We start from the raw sequence: 23,995 nt of genomic DNA, 5'->3' as shown, positions 1-23,995 counted from the left end.
CAAACCAGGAAATATTTCATAAGATAGTGAAAGTAAATCGTAATCATTACTTTTTGGAGGTTTTTTGATCATGTTATACATAGCAAAACGATTCACCATCCTCATTGTTTTTCTTTTGTTCCTTTCTGCCTGTTCTTCTTTTAACAATGGATCAGTGCGTGAAAATGATAAAAAACTTAACTTTCTTTTCAATATCCCAAGCCAGACTCTTGATCCCCATTTAGATGTTAATTACACGTCTGTTCGTGCAGGTATTGGTGAAACACTTGTAAGAATTACTTCTAACCTGACCATCGAGCCTTGGCTTGCAAAGGATTGGAAAAGTACAGACGGACAAACATGGGTGTTTTCAATCAGAGATGATTTGACCTTTCAAAACGGCAATAAAGTAGATGCTAAAGCCGTTAAAGCATCTTTAGAAAGAGCAATTCACGACAGTAAAGCCATAAAAAATGCATTAAAGGTAAAAGAAATAAAAGCCAAAGGACAAAGGTTGACAATTAAGACAACAGAACCTTTTCCAGAATTCCCTTCTGAACTGGTCCATCCAAACACAGCCATCATCGATGTCAGTGAAATGAATTTCTCACAAAAACCAATTGGAACAGGACCTTTTCAAGTCACTTCATTTGAACCAGGTCATAAAATTGAGCTTGAACGCTATGAAGATTATTGGAATGGGAAACCGAAGCTGAAGCATGCGACCTTCTCGTTCAATGAAGATGCAAACGCACGTGTGTTGGCTTTACAATCAAAAGACGCAGACATCATTTACAGACCGAATGTTGAAAACATTGAACATATTAAGAAAGACCCGGCAATTGTTGTCGACTCAGTTCCAAGTCTGCGTGTTCATCAACTGCTCTACAACATGAAGAAAAGCAATTTATCCGAAATTCATCTTCGCCAAGCACTTGATGCTTTACTAAATCGGAAAGAAATTGCAGAAAATATGATGGCCGGGCAGGCTCAGCCGGCTATAGGACCATTCCTTAAACAGTTCCCGTTTTCTTCCAAACACATACAGAAACCGAGTGGATTAGAAGCGGCAAAAGATGAACTAAAGAAAGCAGGCTATCAATTTAAAGATGGCAAAGCTGTTAAAAACGGCAAAGCTTTATCTTTGACTCTTCTTACCTATCAGTCACGTCCGGAACTGCCTTTAATTGCCCAAGTCTTTGAGGCAAACGCAAAACAACTTGGGATATCTATCAAGATTCAACAAGTGGAGAATATTGACGAATATTTGTCTGAAAACAAGGATTGGGATTTGGCCACATATAGTGCAATGACTGCACCTAGAGGTGATGCCGGCTATTTTCTGAACACGGCTTATATGCCAGGTGGTGCTCTAAACTACAGCGGGGTACACCAGCAACCATTGATCAAGTGGATTGAGGAATTTAACCAAACCGTTGATAAAGATAAGCGAAATCACCTTGCCAAAAAAGCGGCTGATTTTATTCAAAAAGAGACATTAAACTCTTTTATTGTTACTCCGCAAAATATCACGGCATATAGAGATCATGTTTTAAACTGGGAAACGAGCAAAAGCGAGTATTATATGTTGACTAAAGATTTGGACGTGAAAACAGAATGAAGCACATGACGAAGCGACTGTTTGAGCTGATCTTGTTCTTATTTTTACTCTCTTTTATCAGCTTTATTTTTATGAAGGCGGCCCCCGGTGATCCAGTCAAGCAAATGCTTCGTGTTGATGATATCGCTGTAACAAATGATCAAATCGAGGAATTCAAAGAAGAAATTGGATTCAACAAACCTGTTCATCTCCAATACTTGGACTGGCTAAAGCGATTTTTCCAGTTTGATTTCGGTCATTCCTATACTACCCATAAGCCTGTCATTGCTGAGCTTAGTCGCACATTCCCGGAGACATTGCTGTTAAGTATGACATCACTTATTGTCATGCTCTTGATCTCTGTGCCAATCGGGACGCTTTCCGCCCTATATCAGGGTCATTGGGTCGATCATATCGGCCGAATATTCGCGTTAATCGGCGCTTCGATCCCTAGTTTTTGGCTCGGGTTGATTTTCATTGATCTCTTTTCTGTCAGATTGAATTGGTTGCCTTCAATGGGATCAGGTACAGTTTGGCATTTGATTCTTCCCTCTCTGACACTGGGCATTGCCATGTCTGGCGTCTACGTCCGCTTTGTGCGGTCAAGCCTAATTGAGAGTTTGGGTCAAGATTTCATTAGATCAGCTAGAGCCCGCGGGATTAGTGAATTTAAAATCTTTTGGTTTCATGCGTTTCGACACAGCCTTATTCCTGTTATTACAATATTCGGTGTCAGTTTAGGGAGTTTACTTGGAGGAACAGTCATTATTGAAGTCCTTTTTGCCTATCCTGGTATCGGTAAACTTGTTGTTGATGCGATTATTCAGCGAGATTACCCAATTATTCAAGGTTATATTCTTTTGATGGGGGTCACCGTCGTTATCATTAATTTATTGATCGATCTATCTTATCAATTCCTCAACCCTGAGATTCGTTTAAAGGAGGCTGAACGAAAATGAAAAAATCGGTTAATCAAGTGTTGAGCAAACCTCTGCTAATCGTTTTTTTGTTGATACTTTTTCTAGCGCTATTAGCAGGCCCACTATTTGTTCCATTTGATCCGCTTCATACAGATATGACAAATCGATTGCAGCCGGTAAGCTTTCAGCACTTGCTTGGTACCGATCATTTGGGGAGAGATATCTTTTCGCGTCTACTGACTGGAGCGAGAGCAACAGTCGGTACAGCCTTTATTGCAATTTTCATCTCTATCTGTCTAGGTGTCCCTATCGGATTGATCTCCGGATTTTTTGGCGGGAAGCTAGATCGAATCACCATGAGATTGATTGATGCCGTTATGGCTTTTCCTGACTATATTGTCGCTATTGTTTTAAGCGGGTTGCTTGGCCCTGGTCTGATGAATTTAATTTTGGCAGTCGTCACTGTCAAATGGGTTAGCTATGCAAGGCTTGTCAGAAGTACCGTATTTTCTGAAAAACAACGAGATTACATTGCTTTAGCCAAGTTGGCAGGGCTCAAACCACTATCAATTTTAAAAAAACATCTTACTCCTCATGTACTTGGACATGTCTCAGTCCTTATGACACTTGATATTGGGAAAACGGTGTTAATGATTGCAGCTCTTTCTTATATCGGATTAGGTGCCCAGCCCCCTCACCCAGAATGGGGAGCGATGCTAAATGAAGGGAGAACTTATTTCTTAAATGCTCCCCTCCTAATGATCGTTCCTGGCCTTGCGATTATGCTTATTGTCTTCATTTCAAACTTATATGGCGATCTTTTAAGAGACCGATTTGACGTCAAAAACAAGAAAGGAGTTTCATAATGCCGATTTTGTCTGTTCAACACTTATCAATCAGACATCAGCAAAAAGACATTGTTAAAAATGTCTCCTTCTCAATTGATAAAGGAGAATGGTTTGCCTGCCTCGGTGAAAGCGGGAGTGGTAAAAGCCTGACTGCTTCTGCCATCGTCAGACTGCTCCCTAGTCATATCACTGTTTCTTCTGGAAATGTTGTATTTGGAGAGCAAAATCTGTTACAACTCACCCGCAAAGAAATCCAAATGATTCGCGGTAAAGAAATCGCCTGCATTTTCCAAGACTATCAAGGGACATTTACTCCTTTCATACGGATTGGTAAACAAATTGATGAGATGGTGAAAACCCACACGGATTGGTCTTACAAAGAGCGAAAAGATAAAATTCTTAGCTCTTTTAAAGAAATAGACCTACCGGAAACACGGGTGTATGAAAGCTATCCTTTTCAATTGAGCGGCGGACAATTACAAAGAGCCGCTATCGCTCAAGCATTGGTGCTCAAGCCAAAACTCATTATTGCTGATGAGCCGACGACAGCTTTGGACAGCATAACCGCTGCCAATGTTTTAAAACAGCTGGAATCGTTACGTGCCAAAACAAACTGTGCTGTCTTTTTCATCACACATGATTTACGCCTTGTTAAGAGATATGCTGATCGGGCCTCAGTCATGCTGAATGGAGAAATTGTGGAAAGCGGATCAGCCAAAAGCTTAATCAAGCATCCGAAACATGATGTTACAAAACGGTTATTTTCAGCCATTCCATCGCTTAAAAATCCCGCTGAAACAGGAGTGGTTTCATGAATCAACAAAAAGAGACCATCCTGATGGTCAACAACCTTACAAAACATTATGCTTGCGGTCATAAAGCAGTTGATAATGTCTCTTTTTCTATTCGAAAAGGCGAGTGTCTTGGGGTGTCTGGAGAGAGCGGTAGTGGCAAAAGCACACTGGCCCGTTGCCTTTTATTGCTCGAAACAATTGACCAGGGCGAGATTCAGCTTCATCATCAACAGATCAACAGGCTAAACAATCAAGAAGCTCGGTTGCACTGGCGGAAGCTTCAAGCTGTTTTTCAAAATCCCGCTGCAGCATTAAATCCAAAATTAAAGATCATTGATTCTTTAATGGAACCTTTAGATTTTTCTAAAAAAGCAGGGCAAGATGATGGGCAAAATCGAATCCGTATGGCTGAACGCCTTTTGGTTATGGTTGGCCTCTCATCTCACCTTCTTGATCGCTATCCACATGAACTAAGCGGCGGACAGCAGCAACGTGTACTGATCGCGCGGGCTATTAGTACCAAACCCGCTGTCATCATATTTGATGAACCAACGGCAAGCCTTGATGTGATTAGTCAGGCAAACATTTTGAATCTCTTAAAAGATTTGCAGGATAACTTGGGGATGTCATACTTATTTATTTCTCATGATCTTGCCGCTGTTCATTTTCTGAGTCACCGTATCATGGTGATGAAAGACGGCCGGATTGCAGATCATTTTGAAAAAGAAGAGCTGTTTTCTGAAAAAAGACAACCTTATACAAAAAAACTGCTTCACGTGTTTGATTCATAGGGAGGGGGTTTTTAATGACTCACAAACACTATCTTGCGCTTGCTGTTCCGCTGATCATTTCAACGATTACGACACCTTTATTGGGAGCGGTTGATACAGCGGTCGCTGGACAGCTTTCTTCCTCTGCTTACATGAGCGGGGTTGCAGTGGGAACGATGATTTTTAATACGATGTATTGGCTGTTTGGTTTTTTGCGTGTCAGTACATCGGGGTTTGCCGCTCAATCACTTGGCGCACAAAACAAAATGGAGAGCGTTTTGGCACTAGCCCGACCTATTTGTATCGCACTGTTTGCTGGCATATTATTCATCACACTGCAAAAACCGTTTGAAGATTTTTCACTTATGCTGATTCAGCCTGATCAGCATACGGCAGAATTTGCATCCCAATATTTTTCCGTACGAATTTGGGGTGCGCCTTTCGCTTTAGTCAGCTATTGCATTCTTGGGTGGTTGATGGGGATGTCTCTGATCAAAATGACTTTGTTTCTACAAGTTTCGATGAACATATTAAATATTGTGCTTGATATCTTTTTTGTTCAAGTGATGCATATGGAAGTATTCGGAATCGCAGCAGCTACCGTGATTTCTGAAGTATATGGCTGTTTAATCGGCTGCTGGCTTGTGAAAACAAATGCTGCTATGGTAGTAAAACTTCCGTCTCTCAAACTGTTATTTCACCCTAAGCCATTTAAAAAAATAATAGCGGTTAACCGGGATTTATTGATCAGAACATTATGCTTGCTGACGGTTTTCAACTTGTTTACTGCAAAAGGTGCCGCTTTTGGTTCTGACATTTTGGCCGCTAACGCTATATTGCTTCAGATTCATTTTATCATGGCTTACATCTTTGACGGATTTGCCAATGCGTCAAGTATTTTTACCGGAAAAGCCATTGGGAAAATGGATCAGTCGCTTTATTCTCGAACGTTTTCTTTATCTATTCAGTGGTCATTTATTTCTTCAACCATTCTGACCGTCTGTTATTTTTTCTTCAAAGAGGAAATGATTCCTTTATTCACAACGCTTGAAACTGTCTTAGAAACTGCAAAAATATATGATGTGTGGATGATCTTATTCCCTGTGACTGCTAGCTTCGGATTGATTCTTTATGGAATTTTTACTGGTGCAACCGAAATCGTTCCTGTCAGAAATACGATGATATTAGCTGTTCTTGTTTTTTTCGCTGCTTTTTTCACCCTTGTACCCATTTTCGGAAACCATGGGTTATGGATGTCCTTTATTTTATTTAGTCTAAGTCGTTCCGTGCTTTTATGGCTGGCTATGCCTCGCTTGACTGAACAGGTTTTCGGACGGCATGAGCTGGCACATGGAATTGTGAAGTCCACGGCTAAGTAAGAACCTGGCTGATAAAGCTGGCCCTTTGGAATACCCACAGCCTTAATATTCACAAAATCATATTTTCCCGTTCTGTCTCAAAAAAACAAGTGGCTTTTTCATACGAGGGACTGAAGGATATTGCATGGTTTTTTCAATAAAAAAAGCAAGAAACGTTCAAAAACTTACAAGGCCAATCATGATATTGACCTTTTTAAGATACATAAATTGGTAAATTAATTCGTCCTGATGATTGAAGCTTGTTTACATTCGAAGAACTTTTTTTAACTCATGTCGGTACAGTTGTATTGAAAGTGAAGACTCTAAAATTGTATCAATATTAGGCTCCTCACTGATATTTTAGCCCATTTGTTCCAAGCTAGTTCACGTCTTGATCCTCTGCTCACTTTTCATATATAGAAAAAAGAGTCCGCCAAAACGTCAGAAAAACTGACTTTTTGGACAGACTCGTTTAAATGATCATTTCTTTAATTGGTTGATGAAATCATGCAAATGATCTAAAGTACTGATATTTTGGTTGCATTTTTCACTATCATAGCAAATGTAGTTGCCTCTGTCTGTGTAGGTTTCTTTGCCACTTTTCACCCTGGACATGAATAATCCGACTTCATCAATTTTATGACATAGCGAACAGATGCCTTTTTTATGACTATGTCTAATGGTTCCATGTATCCCCATCAACTTTCCGTCAACATCCACAATCATGTATTTTCTCCCTGAGCCTATATCGTTCCAGCCCAAATAGGAATACTCAGTCAACTCGATATTGTCAAGCGCCGGCATCTTTAATTTTTTCACTTTTGAGAACAGTTTTTTGACAGTTTTTGCCGTTACTTGTTGAAATGGAATGACGTACAGTTTCAATCGGGACAAAAATTGTTCAGCTTCCACGCTTTCTTTTATGTCAACCATCCTGCTCAATAAAGCTCTCTGCTCGCTTGTTAGGTCAGGAAATAAATCCAACACTTTAGCTAAAGCACTAGATTTTAAAGCCTCGAGAACTGCTGTGTCCTTTACACTCGCATGTCCGAGAACAAGGCTTTGCGTTTGAAATTTAATAAATTGATATTGATCGTTTCTGATAAAAACGTCCATATTTTTTGCCAGCTCCTTATTTTTGTGATTTTGAAATAAGGTGCAAAGCCATATTGAGATCAGAAACGATACTATACATTAGGCGATTCGTTTAAAACTTGACCTCATGCAAAGTATCGCCTGCCTAAGATCATAGGCTTTGCATGAGACGTTGCAATCCCTGGCAAATAAATATCATTTACCATGGCCATATCACCTCCGAACCATTATGATCATTATAAAATAGGTCTGAATCATATTCAATGTCCACCATATCATCTAACTTTAAAATAAAAGTTTCAGACGTGTCACTTAAGATTCGCAATTCCCTTTGCAACACATCAACATAATGAATGCACCCGATCAATTTTTTCAATTCACCTTTCTGAAAATAAGTAAATTGCAGCGGCCTGTTGTTTTCCATCGCTTCACAAATCACTTCATCAAATTCTTGATATTTTTGTTCATCCAATACTGGTTTTTCCACTTTATCAAGGCTTTCCTGATATTCTCTAAGTAATTTCACATGTTCTGGCAACATCATGGACACCCATTTGATTGTGCCTCTGTCTCTCAGCATCCTTCATTGCCTCCTTTCTATGCCTGATGTCCGCCGACAAGTTTTGAACGTAGCCGAGCAGTCCCGGCATTTGTATAAGAAACCGCGTGCAATAGTGCTGTTGAGCCATACCGGTCTCTAATGTTATCCATCACATACCCGAGTGTTCGCTTTTTTTCTTGGTCTGGTCGAAAAAGATCAAGTTGTCTATTCGTATCATCCTGAACATTTGATAGAGAGATGGAAATTTTCCGAACCGTTTTTCCTTCATAAAAGCGTTCAAACAAGGCAAGGCATGTATGATAAAGATCTAATGTGACATTTGAAGGGTTTTCCATTGTTTTGGAACGATGAAATCCCCCTCCAAGTTCATCGCGACTGTATTCTATTCCCAGACTGATGGTCCGTCCTGCATGATGATGATCCCGCGCCCTTTTGGCGACTTCTTCACACATTTCAAGAATGACAGCCTTCACTTCAGCAGGATCCGGATAATCACGAAGCAAAATCTGACTTTTTCCATAGCTGATCTGTCCCGCCATAATCGGTGCTCCAATTGCTGATAGGTCAATGCCCCAAGCGTGGTAATAAAGCTGGTTTCCCATGAGACCAAATTTTTTTTCAAGGCGTTTGAGGTCGTATTGCGCCAACTGACCAACTGTAAAAATGCCCATCCGATTTAATGTTCTTTCCAATCTAGAGCCGATCCCCCACATTCTTCGGAGCGGGGATAATGGCCAAAGTTTCTTCTTTACATCTTGATAATTCCAAACTGCAATCCCTCTGTCTGCTTTTTTTGCTTCAATATCAAGACACAGCTTCGCCATCAACATATTAGGACCAATCCCAACGGTACAAGGCAGGCCAAACTCCCTTTCCATGTCATCTTGAATGTTGGCGGCAATGATTTGCGCATCCCCCCACATATTTTCAACACCATCGACTTGAATGAAGCTTTCATCAACACTGTACGTATGAATGGCATGATGGGGTACATAACGACCAAACAGCCGGGTCAGCTCTTTTGACACACGGATAAAGACAGCCATCCTTGGATTAACGAGCTGGATGCGCGGATCATCGGGAAGCTGAAACAACCTTGTCCCCGTCTGAATGCCAAATTCCTTTTTAAGAGCTGGAGAAGCGGCTAAAACAATACTTCCCTGCCGCTCTGTATTCCCAACAACCGCCAAGAAACAGGTCATCGGATCAAGCCCAAGCAAAACTGCAGCACAGCTTGCATAAAAACTCCGCATATCAACACATAAAATCGACCGCACCGGATATTGACTGTAATCTATCATCTTCTCCTCCACAAAAAGAACTGATGTTCGTTCACTAGTGTATGATTACTATACTCCGAATATACGTTCGATTTCTAGGTGTAAATTTATCCATGGAAAATCTCCCTAAAAGGATTAAAAAACACCTTCTATTGAAAGAAGGTGACATGGTATAATATCCTAAATCAGAACGTAGTCTCTTTAAGCTAAAAGGAGCAAACAAATGAACGAGAAACTAATTGAAAAAATGCTGGGACAAACTCTACGTCAATACGGTCGACATGTTGAAATCGATCCGATCACTCCCCATGAAAAACAACTGCTGAAACAGGCATTAACAGAAAAGCGGCTCAAGGAGCCTGCCGAGGATCTGCATGCCCATATTGAAGATGTGATCTATGATTATGTTACAAATCAAGGATTGTTTTCATAATAGAAGCACATTACCTCACTAACACAAATGTTGAAAGTGGTGCAACATTAATGTGACTTCCTTTTATACTACCTATGGTTTTCGTTCCGGCATGTTGACCATCGACTAACAGTTTCCATGCTGCATTTACAGGTAACGGAATCACCTTAGACTGCTTATTTGCGTTGTGAATCACAACAATTTCGTTTGCTTTGTCTCGATTTGCTTTTGCATTTAAAGTATATGCTACTACATTAGCGGGCGCATCGAGAAATTGTAGATTTCGCTGAATCGCTTTTGCATTTGTCATTCGAAATGATGAATATTTTTTTCGAAGAGCAATCAGACCTTTCAGATAGTCCACCTCACGACTGAAAGTAGCTCGGCGCTTCCAATCTAATTGATTAACTGAATCTGGCGATCGATAGCTGTTATGATCACCGCCTTTCGTTCTCATAAACTCTTGCCCCGCATGAATAAATTGAATTCCCTGTGATGTTAAAACAATTGATGAAGCAAGCTTGTGCATTTGTTTTCTTACTTGTTCTGAATCATTCGGATTTGTTAATTGAAGTTTATCCCACAGTGTATGATTATCATGTGCTTCAACATATGTGACGACCTGATCCGGATCTTTATATGTTGCAATCGAGTGATCATAATTCATTCCAGCAGCGATGCTTTGTTGGATCAGCTTTTCCTGTCCCTGCTTTCCGTTGACAAATCCATTGTCATCATCTAAAAATACGCTTCCCTTGAGACCATCTCGAATTCGGTCATTAAAATGAGCAATCCGTTTCATATCTTGGGCATTTTTCTGATTGGCTTTTTGTTCTGGTGCTAGCTCAGTTGCTAAATCCCAGCCTTCTCCTAATATGAGAATGGAACGGTCAATGTGATTCAGCTTTTTTCTTACTTGATTCATCGTCTTTGTGTCGTGAATGCCCATCAGGTCAAAGCGAAATCCGTCGATATGGTACTCTTTTGCCCAATACGTTACAGAATCAACGATGAACTTTCGAACCATGTTTCGTTCAGAAGCCGTATCATTTCCAACACCAGTTCCGTTTGATAAGCTTCCATCTTCTTTGTAACGGAAAAAGTAGCCTGGCACTAATTGATCAAAACTGTGTTCACTGACTGCGTACACATGGTTATAGACAACATCCATGACAATACGAAGTTGGTGGTCGTGAAGGGTTTGAACCATTTGTTTTAACTCCTTAATTCTTGTTTTCGGTTCATAAGGATTTGTAGAATAAGACCCTTCTGGAACATTATAGTTTTGTGGATCATATCCCCAGTTAAACTGTGGTTCATTTAGTTTAGTTTCATCAACTGTACGGTAATCATAGATAGGCAGAAATTGAATGTGGGTAACACCTAAATCTTTTATATGGCTTAACCCTGTTTTTACCCCCTTTGGACCTTTCGTATTCCATTCTGTTACACCTAGGAATTTCCCTTGATGTTTAATACCGCTTTCTTTTTGAGAGGATAAATCCCGAACGTGGAGCTCATAAATAATCGAATCTTCTGGATTTTTTAACTTCGGCCTATGTTTCGTCCATCTTTGAGGATTTGTTTTCGCTAAATCAACGACAACCCCCCGCTGTCCATTTACCGTTGTTGCTCGTACATATGGATCAACAGCTTCATTCCATTGATCTCCAATTTTCACTTTATACGTGTAAATTTGCTCATCATGATCCCCTTTTAATACAGCTTTCCATGTCCCTTTTTTACTTCTTTTCATCGGTATTTCTTTTGTAGCCGGCCCATTCCATGATCGATAAAGAACTAGTTTCGCCTCGCTTGCTGTCGGAGCCCAGACACGGAACTTAGTTTTTGCTTTACTGTACGTATTTCCTAAATCATGGCCTTTATAATAAAATTTTTGATCAAATTCTTTCGTACGGATGATCTGACCGTGAGCTACTATAGCAGACCCATACCCTGTTTTCTTTACTTTGTACGTTTTCGCCACATCAAGAGGCTGTTTCGTGATGACTTTAACTTTACTCGTAAAAGCGCTTTCATTTTGTTGATAGGGAATCACTTTGGCAATTTGAACCCCGTCAATGTTGATGTGTCGGAAGTCTTTTTCGCAATCAAACGGTACGTTTGTTTCTAATGTAATTTGTTGAAATGTATCCATTGACGCTTTTGTAATTTTTCGAGTCGTGTCTGCATCACCTTCTTCATCATAAACCTGGGGCTTTCCTTGAACGATCCATATTTCTACACTGCCATCTTTCTTCATGTTTGTGATGAAACGATCCCCTCCATCTCGTTCTGCCCATTCATTTTTAGCGGTCGATTTTCGGATGATAAAACCGATTTTTTCAAAAAGGTCACCATTTTCGTTGCTGATTGTATAAGTTGCTCGCTTGCCAAAATCAGTTGTTTCAGTAAATTCAACTTGTTTTCCTTTGTTTCCTTTTCCAGGCCACGTCCAAATGTTCCAGCCTTGATAATCTCCATTGTAGCGATGATAATTGATCGTAACATTGACTTTCCCATACTTCGGAACATCACGATATTCTCCATCAGGAGGTGATGTATACGTCTGTTTATCTCCCCCTTTAACCCATACTTCTCCTTCCCCATTCACAATTTGAATGAAACGATCTCCTCCATCCTTTTCCCATGACTCTGTACGGACAATAAAGCCTACTTTATCATAATTTCCAGGTAACTCAATTTCCGCTACTTTTCCAAAATGATCTTCATCCGTAAACGTGTAAGCCTTCCCCTCTCCTCCTTCAGGAAAAACCCACAATCCCCACTCCTTTGAATCGTTTACAGCAGGCTGATAATGGATGATAACCTTTGTCATCTCTGGTTCAGAAGCTGCAAACGATTGCATAAACGGACTAAAAAACGTGCTTTCTAATAACAATAGAGCAGTTAGCACCATAAAACAACGAGATTTCAATCGAAACCCTCCCTTAAAATAGTCAGTGTACAACTTCCACTATAACTATATTTGTAAGCGTTAACATAAGGAATTTTTACTATTTTGTGTCAATATATAAAGAACCAACTTTATCTACTTATATTAAAAAATGTCTATTCATGACCAGTTGTTTCCTGTATGATAGTATCGTAAATATATCATGGTCGGGAGAGTCCATCATGAAACCAAACTGGAAAGATATACATCCGCTTAGCTGGACTATTATTATCGGAACAGTATTCGGGCGGATGGGAACGACAATGAGCATTCCTTTTTTAGCGATTTATTTAACACAGGTCAAAGGCGCTTCTGCCGCTTTTGCGGGAGCTGTAATTGCGACAAGCTCGCTGATCGGGCTTGCAGCAAGTTTTTATGGAGGATACTTATCAGATCGATTTGGACGGAAAGCGATGATGCAGCTGTCGATTTTTGTCTGGGTACTGGTGTTTGTAGGTTTTGCACTTGCTGATCATGTCTGGACTTTCTTTTTGATGAACGCCCTCAACGGATTGTGCCGGGCCCTTTTTGAACCAACTTCAAGAGCGCTGCTGTCAGATGTATCCAAACCTGAGACGCGACTTTTTGTGTACAACCTCAGATATACAGCGATCAATCTTGGTGTTGTCTTTGGTCCACTGTTAGGGCTCTACCTTGGTTCTTCAAAAACGACATTACCATTTTTGATTGCAGCTATCACTTACCTTATGTATGGGATCATGCTTTTGATTCAATTTAAAAAACATGACATCCCGAAGCCTGATAACAACAAGTGTATTCAAGTGCAAGATGCCTTCAAAGTGACAAAATCAGACCGCGTCTTTTTGATTACATTGATTGGTACAACTCTTTTTGTGTTCGGCTATTCCCATTTCTCCTCAACGCTTGCTCAGTACATGGCGGCAAGTCCCTTCATTGAAGATGGGACAAAACTATTCGGGATCATACTAACATTAAATGCGGTTGTCGTGTTAACTATTCAGTATCCGATCGTACATATTGCCAAACGGTTTTCTCCCCTTTTATCATTGATTATAGGAGATATTTTAATCAGTATCAGTCTGTTTAGCCTGTCATTTTTCCATCATCTATTATCGATTATCATCATTGTTGTATTGTTTACAATCGGGGAAGTTTTGTTGTTTTCGATGATGGATGTATTGGTTGACCAAATTGCGCGTCCTGAACTAAAAGGGACTTACTTTGGAGCGATAGGTTTCAACCAGCTAGGAAATGTCATCGGTCCATGGATAGGTGGAATGCTGCTGGATGCTTTTGGAGTAGATAAACCGTTTATCACCTTTTCAGTCTTGGCTCTTATCACCATTTGCGGAGTGCCTTTCTTATTTACAGCCTTCCATAAAATTAGAGTAGCGGAAACTGCAAAAGTCATCACCCATTCAGAAAAAACATTATAAAATCGGGGAAATTGCTTGCCTTCCACGAGCTCCTGCAGGATCTCGTCTGGCTTGCTGTTCCCGCAGGGGTAGGGGTCTCGCAATTCCCCTTCGTCCATGTTGATAAAGAATCATCATTTTCGGGTAGCTCCGTTGTTTCAATAACATGGTGCTACAAGTTCAACTTTGATACGGTCCGGATCTTCAGCATATCATGCATAATGTTCACTCCCGCCAGCAAACGGGTGTCTGTCTTCATACAAAATCTTGTAACCTTGTTTGCGGAGTTGCTCTGTGATGTCATCGACTTGCGCTCTTGATGACGCACGAAAAGCGATGTGATTTAAACCAACCCGACAGCGATGGTAACCCGCCTCCAAAAACCTCTTTTCCGCCTGAACTATGACAAGGTAAGCATCATTTGCTTTCCAACTGATTCCGTTTCTCCAATCCTGATAAACCTGATAGCCAAGTTCACCGAGAAACCATTCCCAAAACCGCTTTGATCTGTCTAAATCGGAAACATACAATTCAATATGGTGAATCACTGTTTTTTCTCCCCCTTTATACCCGTCTGACTAGAATCTCTTCAACTTTGTGGCCGGCTCCTTTTTTCAAAATTAAATCTGAACGAAATTTAGTAGGCAAAATATTTTCATACAGGTTCGGACGATTCACCGTCTCCCAAACAGATCTCGCCATCTCATCAGCTTCAGCCTCTGTCAGATCTTTAAATTGATGGAAATATGAACTCGGGTCTTGAAAGGCCGTCTTCCTGAGAATGCGGAAACGCTCGAGATACCATTTCACGATCAACTCTTCATCTGCATCTACATAAATAGAAAAATCAAAAAAGTCGGAGACGAAAACACGCGGCTTTGTCCGGTCATCTTCAATCGTTGGTGTTTGCAAGACATTCACACCTTCAATCAACACAATATCAGCTTGCTCAATCGTTTCATAAACACCTTCAAGTCTGTCATACGTTAAATGAGAATAGACTGGTGCTTTGACCATTTCCTTACCTGATTTTAAATCGTTTAAAAACTTAAGCAATGCCTTGACATCATAACTTTCAGGAAACCCCTTTCTCGACATCATCCGCTTTTCTTTAAGAACTGCATTGGGATACAGAAAGCCATCAGTTGTGATGAGACTGACTTTCAACCGCTCCCCTAAGCGAGATAGTACGGCCTGAAGGATCCGGGCTGTCGTACTTTTCCCGACTGCTACGCTTCCGGCTATCCCGATGATAAACGGAATATTGGTTGTTTGAGAATGGTTTAAAAAACCGTTTACCTCTTGATTCCGCTGATATTGGAAAGTCCTGTAGAGATGAAGAAGCCGTGCCAGTGGAATGTAAATCGTTTCAACCTCTTCCAGAGACAGATCATCATTTAAACCTTCAAACTGTTTGGTTTCCTCTTCTGTTATCGCAACTGATAGCTGCCCGCTTAATCTCGCCCAGGTAACACGAGTATGATGAGTATATAACGTTTGCAAATTGATCTCCTGGTTCTTCATATGCCACACCTTCCCTCTGATCTAGTCATTGGATTTCCAATGAAGAGCAGCTTGTTCAAGCTGTTTAACAAACTTATCTTTTCCATCTATGTAAGCTTCGACATCATAAGGAAACTACTTTGCAAGTCGTGCTTTTAAACATCGGTATTTTTCAGCTAGCTCAGGATGTGCTCGCAAATAATCCTTAACCGCGATATGTCGATCAATCTCTTCATGATGATCAAATTGAAACATATGGACATGATGGGTCCGATGATTCCCGCCTTTCCGGTCATACCGCCTTCCTGGAATCCCCGCTTCGCCAAGAGGTTCATAACCGAGCTGAATCATTCACTTACTCATTGGGCTTCGCTTCACATTCCTTGAAGATGGGGGTTTTCTCGCCTATTTTTGATAAAATTCCATTTTTCATGAGATTCTAACTAACGATGATCACCTGAATGTCATCCATCGTTTCACCCGTTTTCGTTTACATTTTAGTAGATAGTATAGAAAATAGGGGCTGCTTTTAGCCCCTCAGTATTTGCTTGATCATATGGAGTACATGTTCTTGTTGAGGGTGGATATAAAAATGATTCCCTGGAAAATCGTAATATTCAAAACGGCCAATAGTATGACTTTTCCATTCGAGAATATCGTTTGAATCCATCTCATCGTCTATTCCGTTTAAAATGGTAATATCACAGTCAATTTTGATATCTCTTTCATTATATAAATATGTTTCAACCATTTTAAAATCGCTTTTCAACACTGGTAGAAACAGTGCAAACAGCTCTTCATGATTAATCAGTTCTTCTGGTGTTCCGCCAAGATCTTTTATTTTTTTCTTAAAGAGAGGATCTGGCAAAGTATGCAGTATTTCTTTCCTTTTTATTCGATGAGGGGCCTTAAAGCCAGAAAAAAAGATATGCAACGGTTTTTTCAGATTGGCTTCACAGATTTTATAATACAGCTCATATGCTAAAAGGCTGCCCATACTGTGGCCAAAAATAGCATAGTCCATGTTTTTCATGTTGCTCTGGACTTGTTCAAAAATATCTTGAACCGCTTCTTCTAAGTTTTCATAGAATGCTTCATGATATCTTGCCCCTCTTCCTTTTAGCTTGATTGGATAAATCTCAATATTGGAATCTAAATGATTTTTCCATGGATAAAATATGGCTTCAGATCCCCCTGCATATGGAAGGCAAAACATAATCATTGGTCTGATTCACCTCATAAATCTTGTTATTTTTTATAAAAAGCACTTCGTCCAATTCTTTCAACTAATGAAGGAAACACTTGATAAAGTTTACTAACCCCGTTCATCCAGGCAGGAAGGTTGATTTCGCGTTTATTTGTCATCATGATCGAAACAATCTTCTGAGCGACTTGATCAGGATCGAGCATCCATTTACCGACACTTTTCACATATTCACCATTTTGATCAGCCAATTTGAAAAAATCGGTTTTAATCGGGCCGGGGTTAACAGTCGTTACCTTTACACCTGTTTCGACAAGCTCCATTCTTAGACTGTTTGAATAGCCGAGAACCGCATGTTTTGTCGCTGCGTAAAGGCTTGACTTCGGTGTCGAGATTTTACCAGCTTGTGAAGCGATATTAATGATATGCCCGCTCTTTTTCGCTATCATATCCGGCAATACTGCTCTCGTCCAGGTGATCAGACCAAAGACGTTTACTTCAAACATCGATTTCATATCTTCTATAGACGTTTCAAGCGCTAGTTCAAAAAGGCCAAAACCAGCATTGTTCACAAGGATATCAACCGGGCCAACTGTTTGAAAAACCGTATCAATTTCTTCTGTCTGACTCATATCAAAAACAATGATGCGACATTCCACATGACATTCAGCCAAAATTTTTTGTTTGACTGCTTCTAATCGGTCTTTTCTACGCCCTGTGAGAATAACATCTGCTCCTTCTTTGGCAGAAAAATAAGCGATTCGTTCACCTAATCCACCAGAAGCTCCAGTAATCAAGATTTTTTTATGTTGTAGTCTTTTGGCCATATTCTATCCCTACCTTGAATGATAATAATAAATTCCATTGATTTCTTCACTGATGATGCGGTTACACGCTTGCAAATAATCGAGTTGACCGACTGTTTCAGACATAGTCAAAAACAATTCTTTTTCGTAGACCGTTGGAAATAGCTTCTGACAGATGGCAAATGCAGTATGAGGTTTTTCCGAAAGTATGCTATAGACCTCTTCAGCTCTGTTTTGCTGTTTTTCTAGCCGTCTTGTGATGAGTTCTTGAATACCCGTAATCTGTACGCCATGACCTGGAAAAATGATCTTAAGAGGTAGCTCTGAAAGACGGTTGATTGACGCAAGATAATCCAAAAGTGGCAAAGGACGCTTTTCCCCTTGTTGGGGCACTTCTAACAAAGGATTTGATGAAGATGTTTTTAACAGCAAATCTCCACCGATCATCCTTTCACTTTTCTCGTGATAAAGAACAATATGAGATGTAGCATGTCCAGGTGTTTCAAGCACAGTCCATCCTTCAAGGCCGTCAATCTGATTATTTTCCTTAACTGTTTGCGTTAAAGAACGTCGACAAGAAAGCCGGTAAGACCGCTCTACTGTACGACTTGATATCATATGGTGAGGTACTCCAATCTGCCCAAATAAATATGTAAAAAAAGCAGATTGTTTTTCAATAAAGTCTGGGTTCTGACTGATATATGGTTCATTATACATATGCCCAATGATCTTGACACTATTAGGAAATTCGTCCAATAATCCAACATGGTCAGCGTGATGGTGTGTCAATACAACTTGATCAATATCGGCTAAAGTCAGCCGATGCTCAGCAAGACTGTTCTTTAACATAGCGGAGGCTGCTTCTGTTTTTGGACCGACATCTATTAAAGTCAGTGCCTCTCCTTTCACTAAGTAAATGTTGACATCGCCAATGGCAAATGGTGTCGGTATTGAAATAGGAATGATCTTTTCATGTTTGAACATTTTTTTCTCCTTTTGATGAAAAATGATGTTGATCATATTTTACCTTTTTCTCCCGCGCCATTTCCACCTAAGAGCCTCTTGTTCAAAGCCCCACAATCTATCATAAGATCATTGAAAGTGCGTGCGATAGTTAAACGATCTTAATGGTGCAAACATTAAACATATCATTACGCAGACTAGCCTTGAAAAAACTCCATTATCTGTCTGACTTTAATGGGATACTGTAAGGTAGTTGAATTTTTGTTATGTAATCTTCAATTTGTTTTACTGACGGCTTTTCTGAACCATACCTATCCATAAATAGTGAGGGCACTGAATTGAATTCGATATCCTTTTTGTAGAAACAATGACTTACCTTTTTATAAATAACATAGGTTGATTGACGTTCCAAATCTTTATCACAACAGAAAGGCGGTTGTTTTTCACGAACAAGATACTTTCCATTTTCGTTTGATATAGCCTCTACAACATCAACACTATTCCACCATATATATATAACAATTGGAGCGAAAACAATTAGTAACAAGTAAGGAAACTTTCGTTTTAATAGTTGAGAAATAAAAAATGGAATCAGTAATGAAACGATCATCATAACAGTTAAATCAAGGTTTATTCCGCTTACTATGTAGAGTCCGGCGGCTCTCACGATTAAGTACACAAAAGATACAAAAATTGTCACTATTAATGTAGAAATCGTACGTCATTTATTGTAAAAGATCAAATAAAATGAGTAGTTATTAACCCAGTTCAATTGATAAATGTAATTTTCCGTTCGTTCCATGTTCATCCGTTAAACGAACGAATGATATTGACTTTTATTAGTCTCCCGTAGCATAATGAGATTTAATACTGTGAAGAGGAATAGTAAAAAATCTAAGCATTCCCTCAATGCGAAACCTTTTCGTCCTTTAAGCAGGAAGAAAGGTTTTTTTGTTTGATAGAAGGAGGAACTGATGTGAAACGAATTGTATTTATCGGAGCTGGTTCAATGGCAGAATCGATGATAAAGGGACTTATCAAAAGCGGCACACTAACACCTAAGCAGATTACGGCCACAAATAAGTCCAATAAAGCTCGCTTGAAGGAACTTCACGATGCATATGAAATCAACACGGAACAGGATACAGGTCAAGCAGTGGCTCAATCTGATACAATCGTGCTTGCCGTAAAACCTAAAGATGCGGCAGAAAGCATCGCTAATATCCAGCCTTATCTGCATAAAGATCAGCTTATTATATCGATTCTTGCTGGTATTTCGATTGATACCATTCAACACTTTACTCGCAAAAAACAGCCAATTGTCAGGGCGATGCCGAATACATCAGCTTCCATCCAAAAATCTGCGACAGCCTTTACGGCTGGTCCCTATGTTACAGAAGAGCAAATTGATGAAGTCACCAAACTCTTTCACACGATCGGCAGTGTGACAATGGTTGAAGAAACAGCACTTGATGCAGTTACAGCAGTGGCTGGAAGCGGCCCAGCTTTTGTCTATCGATTTGTCGAAGCTCTAGAAAAATCAGCTCAGGAACTTGGGCTTGATGAATTAACAGCCAAACAGTTGATCATCGATATGATCATTGGAGCGGCGCAAATGCTTGAAAGCGGAAAAGAGCCTGCTTTATTGCGAAAAGAGATCACTAGTCCCGGAGGTACAACAGAAGCCGGAATCCGTGTCTTACATGAGCTTCAATTTGAAAAAACAGTCATAACTTGTGTGAAGGAAGCGGCAAAGCGTTCAGCGGAAATGAGAGAACAGTTGACCGCTAAATAACAAAAAGTTTACGGTGAACATGAAGCTCTCCGTAAACTTTTTTTCTTATGCTAACAATCTGTGGATCGCAAACTCGAGCAAATGAGGTAATGTGCCAAAAGAATAAGGTAAATGAAGACGTTCCGTCCATTTATGCGGATCTTTTCCGAAAGGCCCAATATTGATGACTGGAACAAATAATGTGTTTTCCTGGTCTGTTGGAAGAGAATAGCCCCGACTAAAAAGTGGCATGTTAGCTGTATATTCATCAAGCGATTGTTTACTAAGTTGGAAGTAACTCAAATCAGAAAGACCTGGGAAGTACTGAACTTCATTGAACTCAATTCCATATTGGTGTCTTGCAAATTCCCCTAAATGATCGATCGTCTTCTTAATCAATGGATCTCCTTTTGAAGAGACAGCTGGATAAAATGGCGGACTATAAAATAGCACAATCATCGGTGCATCATCTTTGCAAAGTGAAACGAGTTCAGCAACGATCTTCGTTGAAAAATCGCGATCGCCAAGCTCTCCTCTGTTAGCAATGGCAAAATTGACAATCCGCTCTACCTCAGCCTTTCCCACCTTTTCTTGCGCTCTGTCCCATAGTTCTTCAAAAGCCAATACACGAATATGCCGTTTAATTGGAGTAAAGTTGCCAAACCGCTGATAATCAACGGTTTTTTCTTCAACAATGGTTTGAACATGAATGGCTGCTTGTTTTGCGGTATTTAACAGCATCTGATGCAGTTCATCCGCTGATCGTTTCATTGTCAGCACATTAAATAATGATACTGCCATATGTGGAGTCTGAACAGAGTATTTTTCCTTCAGATCCTTTTGCATAAGGTTAACTGGAGGAGGCGTCATTTCTCCATCAACAGCTTCACAATAATCGGCATTTAATTCAAGTAGTCGGTTCATTTCGGATACCATTAAATTTGCATTCAAACCTGAAAAAGGCTCACCTGCATGGGTCTCAATCCCTTTACAGAAAAAGCCTGGAAGTACTTTGCCAATACTCCCTGAATAAACATACTGCCCAGGATCTCCAGGATATTTTTCAAACATCGGCTCACCATTCAAACAGGCTGTAAATGTAAGATCATATTCTTCTTCTAAACCTTTTAAGACAGGAACCGCTTCAATCATCCCTTGTGAATTGACTTCTTCATCAGGTACAGTGATCAAGAGAAGATTCCCATCAAACTCTCCATTCATTGCTCGCTCAAGCATGGAAAACTGGACAGTAAGACCGGCTTTCATATCCATGCTGCCTCTACCAAACAACCACTCCCCACTTTCTAAATCTTGTTTTGCTCGTTCAGGTAGCAACTCTTTTTTTTCCAGCAATGAATTCATCAACTCTAAAGGTTTGCAGGCCATCCGTTTAAATTCTCCATAGTCTGATGTATCGACAACATCAAAGTGGCTTAGCAATAACACAGTATTTTTTTTCGCTGGTTTTTTCACAAGAGCCGTCAAGAAATATCGACCATCTTTCATTGGATGGAGTTTCAAATGATCAGGGTGATGTTGAAAGTACGAACGCTCTTTTAATAAATGATACATATATTCTGCGAGCGCTACTTCTTCAGTCGTACCTGATACACTTTCATGTTGAATGAGAGAAATTAACAACTGTTTCAATTCTTCCTTCGTCTGCCATTTCATTTTGTAATCCCTCTTTTTCTGTAAATTTATAGGAGAATTAATATAGTCAGCCTTATTGTACTGCAGTTTCTTTCATTTGAATATCACTTGAGCAGTTTATATGACGAGTTTTTTCAATATTGATATAATCAACTAGAAAACTTACGGGAGGCGAAATAAATTGACTGAGCGAAAACTGTTTACACCGTTGGACATAAAAGGAGTCACACTAAAAAATCGAATTGTGATGTCACCGATGTGTATGTATTCTTCCCATGATAAGGATGGCAAGATACAGCCATTTCATTTTACACATTATTTATCACGTGCCATTGGTCAAGTCGGACTCATTATGATTGAAGCTACCGCTGTCACACCAGAGGGACGAATTTCTGATCAAGATTTAGGGATCTGGCATGATGAACATGTTAAAGGTTTGTCTATGTTAACATCACAAATTCAATCATATGGCAGCCAAACAGCAATCCAACTGGCTCATGCCGGGAGAAAAGCTGAAGTAGATGGTAAGATCTTCGGGCCTTCTGCGATTCCTTTTGATAAAAACGCCAGAACCCCTATCGAAATGACGAAAAAAGATATTAAAGAAACGGTTCAAGCATTTCAAACAGGTGCTGAAAGAGCGAAAGCAGCCGGATTTGATATCATTGAAATTCATGGAGCACACGGATATTTAATCAACGAATTTTTATCTCCGCTTTCTAATCAGCGTGAAGATGAGTATGGTGGATCAGCAGAAAACCGCTACCGGTTGCTTCGAGAAGTGATAGATTCTGTAAAACAAGTATGGGATGGCCCTTTATTTGTAAGGGTTTCAGCTTCTGATTATAAGAAAAACGGACTCAATGTTTCCGATTATGTCGTCTTTAGCACATGGATGAAAGAACAAGGTGTCGATCTAATCGATGTCAGTTCAGGTGCTGTCGTACCAGCAGACATGAAGATCTTCCCAGGATACCAGGTCGATTTTTCCGATACGATCCGCGCCCAAGCAAGAATTCAAACAGGTGCTGTCGGACTGATTACAAATGGTTTACAGGCGGAAGAAATCCTTCAAAATGGCCGAGCTGACCTCATCTTTGTTGGAAGAGAATTGTTAAGAGACCCGTATTGGCCAAAAACAGCGGCGAAACAATTGAATACAGAAATCGAAGGACCTACTCAATATAGCAGAGCATGGTATTAAAATGAAGCCAGTGAAGAAAATTCTCCACTGGCTTTTTGTCAAAAAAATTTCCCTCTTTAGAAACGATCAACCTTGTTCATGCGTCATTCGTAATAGAACAACATTTATAAAGAGAGGATGACCTCCATGAATCAAGGTTTAACAGAGCAGACCTATACAGTTGACGGTTGTACATTTTATACAAAGCATCGGAAAGGGAAAAAAAACGCTACTATTATTTTTGAAGCAGGTTATGCTACTTCCTCAGAAACATGGGAGCCCATTTTACATGATATAGATGAAGATCTCGGTCTTTTTGTTTATGACCGTGCAGGTCTAGGAAACAGCCAAACCAGCAACAAAATAAGAACGGCTGACCAAATGGTGAAAGATTTAAAAGCGCTTCTCCATGTAGGAAAAGTAAAACCGCCCTATATTATTGTTGCTCATTCCTTCGGTGCAATTATCGCAAGACTATTTGCTAGCCTTTACAGCGATGATATTATCGGTCTCGTTCTGCTTGATCCAGCTTGTGAAGAACAGGAAGAAAAAGTGTTGCCGCACTTGCCAAAAGAAGCACAGGAAGACTATTTCAAACAGTTCTCCCTTGAAACTTCCCACAAGCTATTTCAACAAAGTCTGTACATGTTAAAACAGAAGCAAAAACACTTAGGTTCAACTCCATTACTGATCATCTCATCCGGAAATCAAAAGGCGAATTTGAGAAAAGCTCATCAAGAATGGCTAAAACTTCACAACAGACTGCTGTCTCTTTCACACCAAAGCGGCTGGATAGAAGCGAAAAACAGCTCACATATGATTCACTTTGATGAACCACATATTGTACAGCTTGCCATTTTTGATGTCTGGTATGCGGCACAGCAGCATCACTATATTTATCAAACCGCGAACTAAAAACCAGCAGTCTAAAAAGACTG

General features: G+C 40.0%; 23 protein-coding genes. 11 read left to right on the top strand and 12 right to left on the bottom strand.

Going from position 1 to position 23,995, the window contains the following annotated elements; all coding sequences use genetic code 11:
• Nucleotides 1–70: 70 nt before the first annotated feature.
• The 6 genes from nikA to PDT38_RS01080 are packed head-to-tail and all read left to right on the top strand — an operon-like array spanning nt 71 to nt 6,290.
• Nucleotides 71–1,600 (top strand): nickel ABC transporter substrate-binding protein, encoded by a 1,530-nt coding sequence (nikA, locus tag PDT38_RS01105; RefSeq protein WP_270798378.1) that lies wholly within the window; start codon nt 71–73, stop codon nt 1,598–1,600.
• Entirely contained in the window at nt 1,597–2,538 is a 942-nt protein-coding gene (gene nikB / locus PDT38_RS01100) for a nickel ABC transporter permease (RefSeq protein WP_270798376.1), read from the top strand. The genes nikA and nikB overlap by 4 nt, the downstream gene beginning before the upstream one ends.
• Nucleotides 2,535–3,365 carry a nickel transporter permease gene (nikC, locus tag PDT38_RS01095; RefSeq protein WP_270798374.1) on the top strand — a complete coding sequence of 277 codons (831 nt, stop codon included), beginning with the start codon at nt 2,535–2,537 and terminating at the stop codon, nt 3,363–3,365. Before nikB ends, nikC begins: the two co-directional genes overlap by 4 nt.
• A complete protein-coding gene (locus PDT38_RS01090) occupies nt 3,365–4,162 on the top strand; it encodes an ABC transporter ATP-binding protein (RefSeq protein WP_270798372.1) in 798 nt (265 codons plus the stop codon). Before nikC ends, PDT38_RS01090 begins: the two co-directional genes overlap by 1 nt.
• Nucleotides 4,159–4,932 carry an ABC transporter ATP-binding protein gene (locus tag PDT38_RS01085; RefSeq protein ID WP_270798371.1) on the top strand — a complete coding sequence of 258 codons (774 nt, stop codon included), beginning with the start codon at nt 4,159–4,161 and terminating at the stop codon, nt 4,930–4,932. Before PDT38_RS01090 ends, PDT38_RS01085 begins: the two co-directional genes overlap by 4 nt.
• 14 nt (nt 4,933–4,946) lie before the next feature.
• A complete protein-coding gene (locus tag PDT38_RS01080; protein ID WP_270798370.1) occupies nt 4,947–6,290 on the top strand; it encodes an MATE family efflux transporter in 1,344 nt (447 codons plus the stop codon).
• Nucleotides 6,291–6,749: 459 nt separating this feature from the next.
• Here the strand turns inward: PDT38_RS01080 and PDT38_RS01075 are convergent, their stop codons facing one another.
• The 3 genes from PDT38_RS01075 to PDT38_RS01065 form a co-directional block, all read right to left on the bottom strand.
• Nucleotides 6,750–7,385 carry a FusB/FusC family EF-G-binding protein gene (locus tag PDT38_RS01075; RefSeq protein WP_270798369.1) on the bottom strand — a complete coding sequence of 212 codons (636 nt, stop codon included), beginning with the start codon at nt 7,383–7,385 and terminating at the stop codon, nt 6,750–6,752.
• 178 nt (nt 7,386–7,563) lie between these two features.
• Nucleotides 7,564–7,944 (bottom strand): YolD-like family protein, encoded by a 381-nt coding sequence (locus PDT38_RS01070; protein ID WP_270798366.1) that lies wholly within the window; start codon nt 7,942–7,944, stop codon nt 7,564–7,566.
• A gap of 17 nt (nt 7,945–7,961) precedes the next feature.
• Nucleotides 7,962–9,227: a Y-family DNA polymerase gene (locus PDT38_RS01065; protein ID WP_270798365.1), complete on the bottom strand. Its 1,266-nt coding sequence runs from the start codon at nt 9,225–9,227 to the stop codon at nt 7,962–7,964.
• A gap of 202 nt (nt 9,228–9,429) precedes the next feature.
• Here PDT38_RS01065 and PDT38_RS01060 point away from each other — a divergent pair, with 202 nt between their 5' ends.
• On the top strand, nt 9,430–9,639 hold the full coding sequence (locus PDT38_RS01060) for a YqzH family protein (RefSeq protein ID WP_270798363.1): 210 nt from the start codon (nt 9,430–9,432) through the stop codon (nt 9,637–9,639).
• Nucleotides 9,640–9,649: 10 nt separating this feature from the next.
• On the opposite strand, the gene pulA is transcribed toward PDT38_RS01060, so the two are convergent.
• Nucleotides 9,650–12,538: a type I pullulanase gene (gene pulA / locus PDT38_RS01055; protein ID WP_317134945.1), complete on the bottom strand. Its 2,889-nt coding sequence runs from the start codon at nt 12,536–12,538 to the stop codon at nt 9,650–9,652.
• A 218-nt stretch (nt 12,539–12,756) separates the two neighbouring features.
• Here pulA and PDT38_RS01050 point away from each other — a divergent pair, with 218 nt between their 5' ends.
• Nucleotides 12,757–13,992, top strand: a complete 1,236-nt coding sequence (locus PDT38_RS01050) for an MDR family MFS transporter (RefSeq protein WP_270798362.1) — start codon at nt 12,757–12,759, stop codon at nt 13,990–13,992.
• A 191-nt stretch (nt 13,993–14,183) separates the two neighbouring features.
• Here the strand turns inward: PDT38_RS01050 and PDT38_RS01045 are convergent, their stop codons facing one another.
• The 7 genes from PDT38_RS01045 to PDT38_RS01015 all read right to left on the bottom strand — a co-directional run bounded on the left by PDT38_RS01045 (nt 14,184) and on the right by PDT38_RS01015 (nt 19,114).
• Complete coding sequence (locus tag PDT38_RS01045) at nt 14,184–14,516, bottom strand: VOC family protein (protein WP_270800081.1); 333 nt, start codon at nt 14,514–14,516, stop codon at nt 14,184–14,186.
• Nucleotides 14,517–14,535: 19 nt separating this feature from the next.
• On the bottom strand, nt 14,536–15,495 hold the full coding sequence (gene coaA / locus PDT38_RS01040; RefSeq protein WP_270798360.1) for a type I pantothenate kinase: 960 nt from the start codon (nt 15,493–15,495) through the stop codon (nt 14,536–14,538).
• 114 nt (nt 15,496–15,609) lie between these two features.
• Nucleotides 15,610–15,825 (bottom strand): GrpB family protein, encoded by a 216-nt coding sequence (locus PDT38_RS01035; protein WP_270798358.1) that lies wholly within the window; start codon nt 15,823–15,825, stop codon nt 15,610–15,612.
• A gap of 178 nt (nt 15,826–16,003) precedes the next feature.
• Nucleotides 16,004–16,696, bottom strand: a complete 693-nt coding sequence (locus PDT38_RS01030; protein WP_270798357.1) for a thioesterase II family protein — start codon at nt 16,694–16,696, stop codon at nt 16,004–16,006.
• Nucleotides 16,697–16,722: 26 nt separating this feature from the next.
• Nucleotides 16,723–17,505 carry an SDR family NAD(P)-dependent oxidoreductase gene (locus PDT38_RS01025; protein ID WP_270798356.1) on the bottom strand — a complete coding sequence of 261 codons (783 nt, stop codon included), beginning with the start codon at nt 17,503–17,505 and terminating at the stop codon, nt 16,723–16,725.
• 9 nt (nt 17,506–17,514) lie between these two features.
• On the bottom strand, nt 17,515–18,504 hold the full coding sequence (locus PDT38_RS01020; protein WP_394356207.1) for an MBL fold metallo-hydrolase: 990 nt from the start codon (nt 18,502–18,504) through the stop codon (nt 17,515–17,517).
• A 160-nt stretch (nt 18,505–18,664) separates the two neighbouring features.
• Nucleotides 18,665–19,114 carry a hypothetical protein gene (locus PDT38_RS01015; RefSeq protein ID WP_270798354.1) on the bottom strand — a complete coding sequence of 150 codons (450 nt, stop codon included), beginning with the start codon at nt 19,112–19,114 and terminating at the stop codon, nt 18,665–18,667.
• 309 nt (nt 19,115–19,423) lie between these two features.
• Here PDT38_RS01015 and proC point away from each other — a divergent pair, with 309 nt between their 5' ends.
• Nucleotides 19,424–20,242, top strand: coding sequence for a pyrroline-5-carboxylate reductase (gene proC / locus PDT38_RS01010; RefSeq protein ID WP_270798353.1), 819 nt, complete (start codon nt 19,424–19,426; stop codon nt 20,240–20,242).
• A 45-nt stretch (nt 20,243–20,287) separates the two neighbouring features.
• Here proC and PDT38_RS01005 read toward each other — a convergent pair whose 3' ends face one another.
• The gene (locus PDT38_RS01005; RefSeq protein ID WP_270798352.1) at nt 20,288–21,895 is read right to left on the bottom strand and encodes a M20/M25/M40 family metallo-hydrolase; all 1,608 of its coding nucleotides are present in this window, start codon (nt 21,893–21,895) and stop codon (nt 20,288–20,290) included.
• Nucleotides 21,896–22,055: 160 nt separating this feature from the next.
• Between PDT38_RS01005 and namA the strand changes: the two genes are divergently transcribed.
• The gene (gene namA, locus PDT38_RS01000; RefSeq protein ID WP_270798350.1) at nt 22,056–23,078 is read left to right on the top strand and encodes an NADPH dehydrogenase NamA; all 1,023 of its coding nucleotides are present in this window, start codon (nt 22,056–22,058) and stop codon (nt 23,076–23,078) included.
• A 126-nt stretch (nt 23,079–23,204) separates the two neighbouring features.
• Entirely contained in the window at nt 23,205–23,972 is a 768-nt protein-coding gene (locus PDT38_RS00995) for an alpha/beta fold hydrolase (protein WP_270798349.1), read from the top strand.
• The last annotated feature ends 23 nt before the right edge of the window (nt 23,973–23,995 follow it).

The sequence above is a fragment of the Bacillus changyiensis genome (assembly GCF_027706145.1).
Taxonomy (GTDB): Bacteria; Bacillota; Bacilli; order Bacillales; family Bacillaceae; genus Bacillus; species Bacillus changyiensis.
This window is presented reverse-complemented; position numbering and strand designations above follow the sequence as displayed.

Bases quoted from the DNA above. Each gene is read 5' to 3' on its own strand.
- PDT38_RS01090 (WP_270798372.1), top strand. From the start codon at position 3,365: ATGCCGATTTTGTCTGTTCAACACTTATCAATCAGACATCAGCAAAAA.
- PDT38_RS00995 (WP_270798349.1), top strand. From the start codon at position 23,205: ATGAATCAAGGTTTAACAGAGCAGACCTATACAGTTGACGGTTGTACA.
- pulA (WP_317134945.1), bottom strand. From the start codon at position 12,538: ATGGTGCTAACTGCTCTATTGTTATTAGAAAGCACGTTTTTTAGTCCG.
- PDT38_RS01065 (WP_270798365.1), bottom strand. From the start codon at position 9,227: ATGATAGATTACAGTCAATATCCGGTGCGGTCGATTTTATGTGTTGAT.
- PDT38_RS01005 (WP_270798352.1), bottom strand. From the start codon at position 21,895: ATGAAATGGCAGACGAAGGAAGAATTGAAACAGTTGTTAATTTCTCTC.
- PDT38_RS01025 (WP_270798356.1), bottom strand. From the start codon at position 17,505: ATGGCCAAAAGACTACAACATAAAAAAATCTTGATTACTGGAGCTTCT.
- PDT38_RS01080 (WP_270798370.1), top strand. From the start codon at position 4,947: ATGACTCACAAACACTATCTTGCGCTTGCTGTTCCGCTGATCATTTCA.
- PDT38_RS01035 (WP_270798358.1), bottom strand. From the start codon at position 15,825: ATGATTCAGCTCGGTTATGAACCTCTTGGCGAAGCGGGGATTCCAGGA.
- PDT38_RS01020 (WP_394356207.1), bottom strand. From the start codon at position 18,504: ATGATCAACATCATTTTTCATCAAAAGGAGAAAAAAATGTTCAAACAT.
- PDT38_RS01085 (WP_270798371.1), top strand. From the start codon at position 4,159: ATGAATCAACAAAAAGAGACCATCCTGATGGTCAACAACCTTACAAAA.
- nikC (WP_270798374.1), top strand. From the start codon at position 2,535: ATGAAAAAATCGGTTAATCAAGTGTTGAGCAAACCTCTGCTAATCGTT.
- coaA (WP_270798360.1), bottom strand. From the start codon at position 15,495: ATGAAGAACCAGGAGATCAATTTGCAAACGTTATATACTCATCATACT.
- PDT38_RS01030 (WP_270798357.1), bottom strand. From the start codon at position 16,696: ATGATTATGTTTTGCCTTCCATATGCAGGGGGATCTGAAGCCATATTT.
- nikA (WP_270798378.1), top strand. From the start codon at position 71: ATGTTATACATAGCAAAACGATTCACCATCCTCATTGTTTTTCTTTTG.
- PDT38_RS01070 (WP_270798366.1), bottom strand. From the start codon at position 7,944: ATGCTGAGAGACAGAGGCACAATCAAATGGGTGTCCATGATGTTGCCA.
- PDT38_RS01075 (WP_270798369.1), bottom strand. From the start codon at position 7,385: ATGGACGTTTTTATCAGAAACGATCAATATCAATTTATTAAATTTCAA.
- PDT38_RS01060 (WP_270798363.1), top strand. From the start codon at position 9,430: ATGAACGAGAAACTAATTGAAAAAATGCTGGGACAAACTCTACGTCAA.
- PDT38_RS01050 (WP_270798362.1), top strand. From the start codon at position 12,757: ATGAAACCAAACTGGAAAGATATACATCCGCTTAGCTGGACTATTATT.
- nikB (WP_270798376.1), top strand. From the start codon at position 1,597: ATGAAGCACATGACGAAGCGACTGTTTGAGCTGATCTTGTTCTTATTT.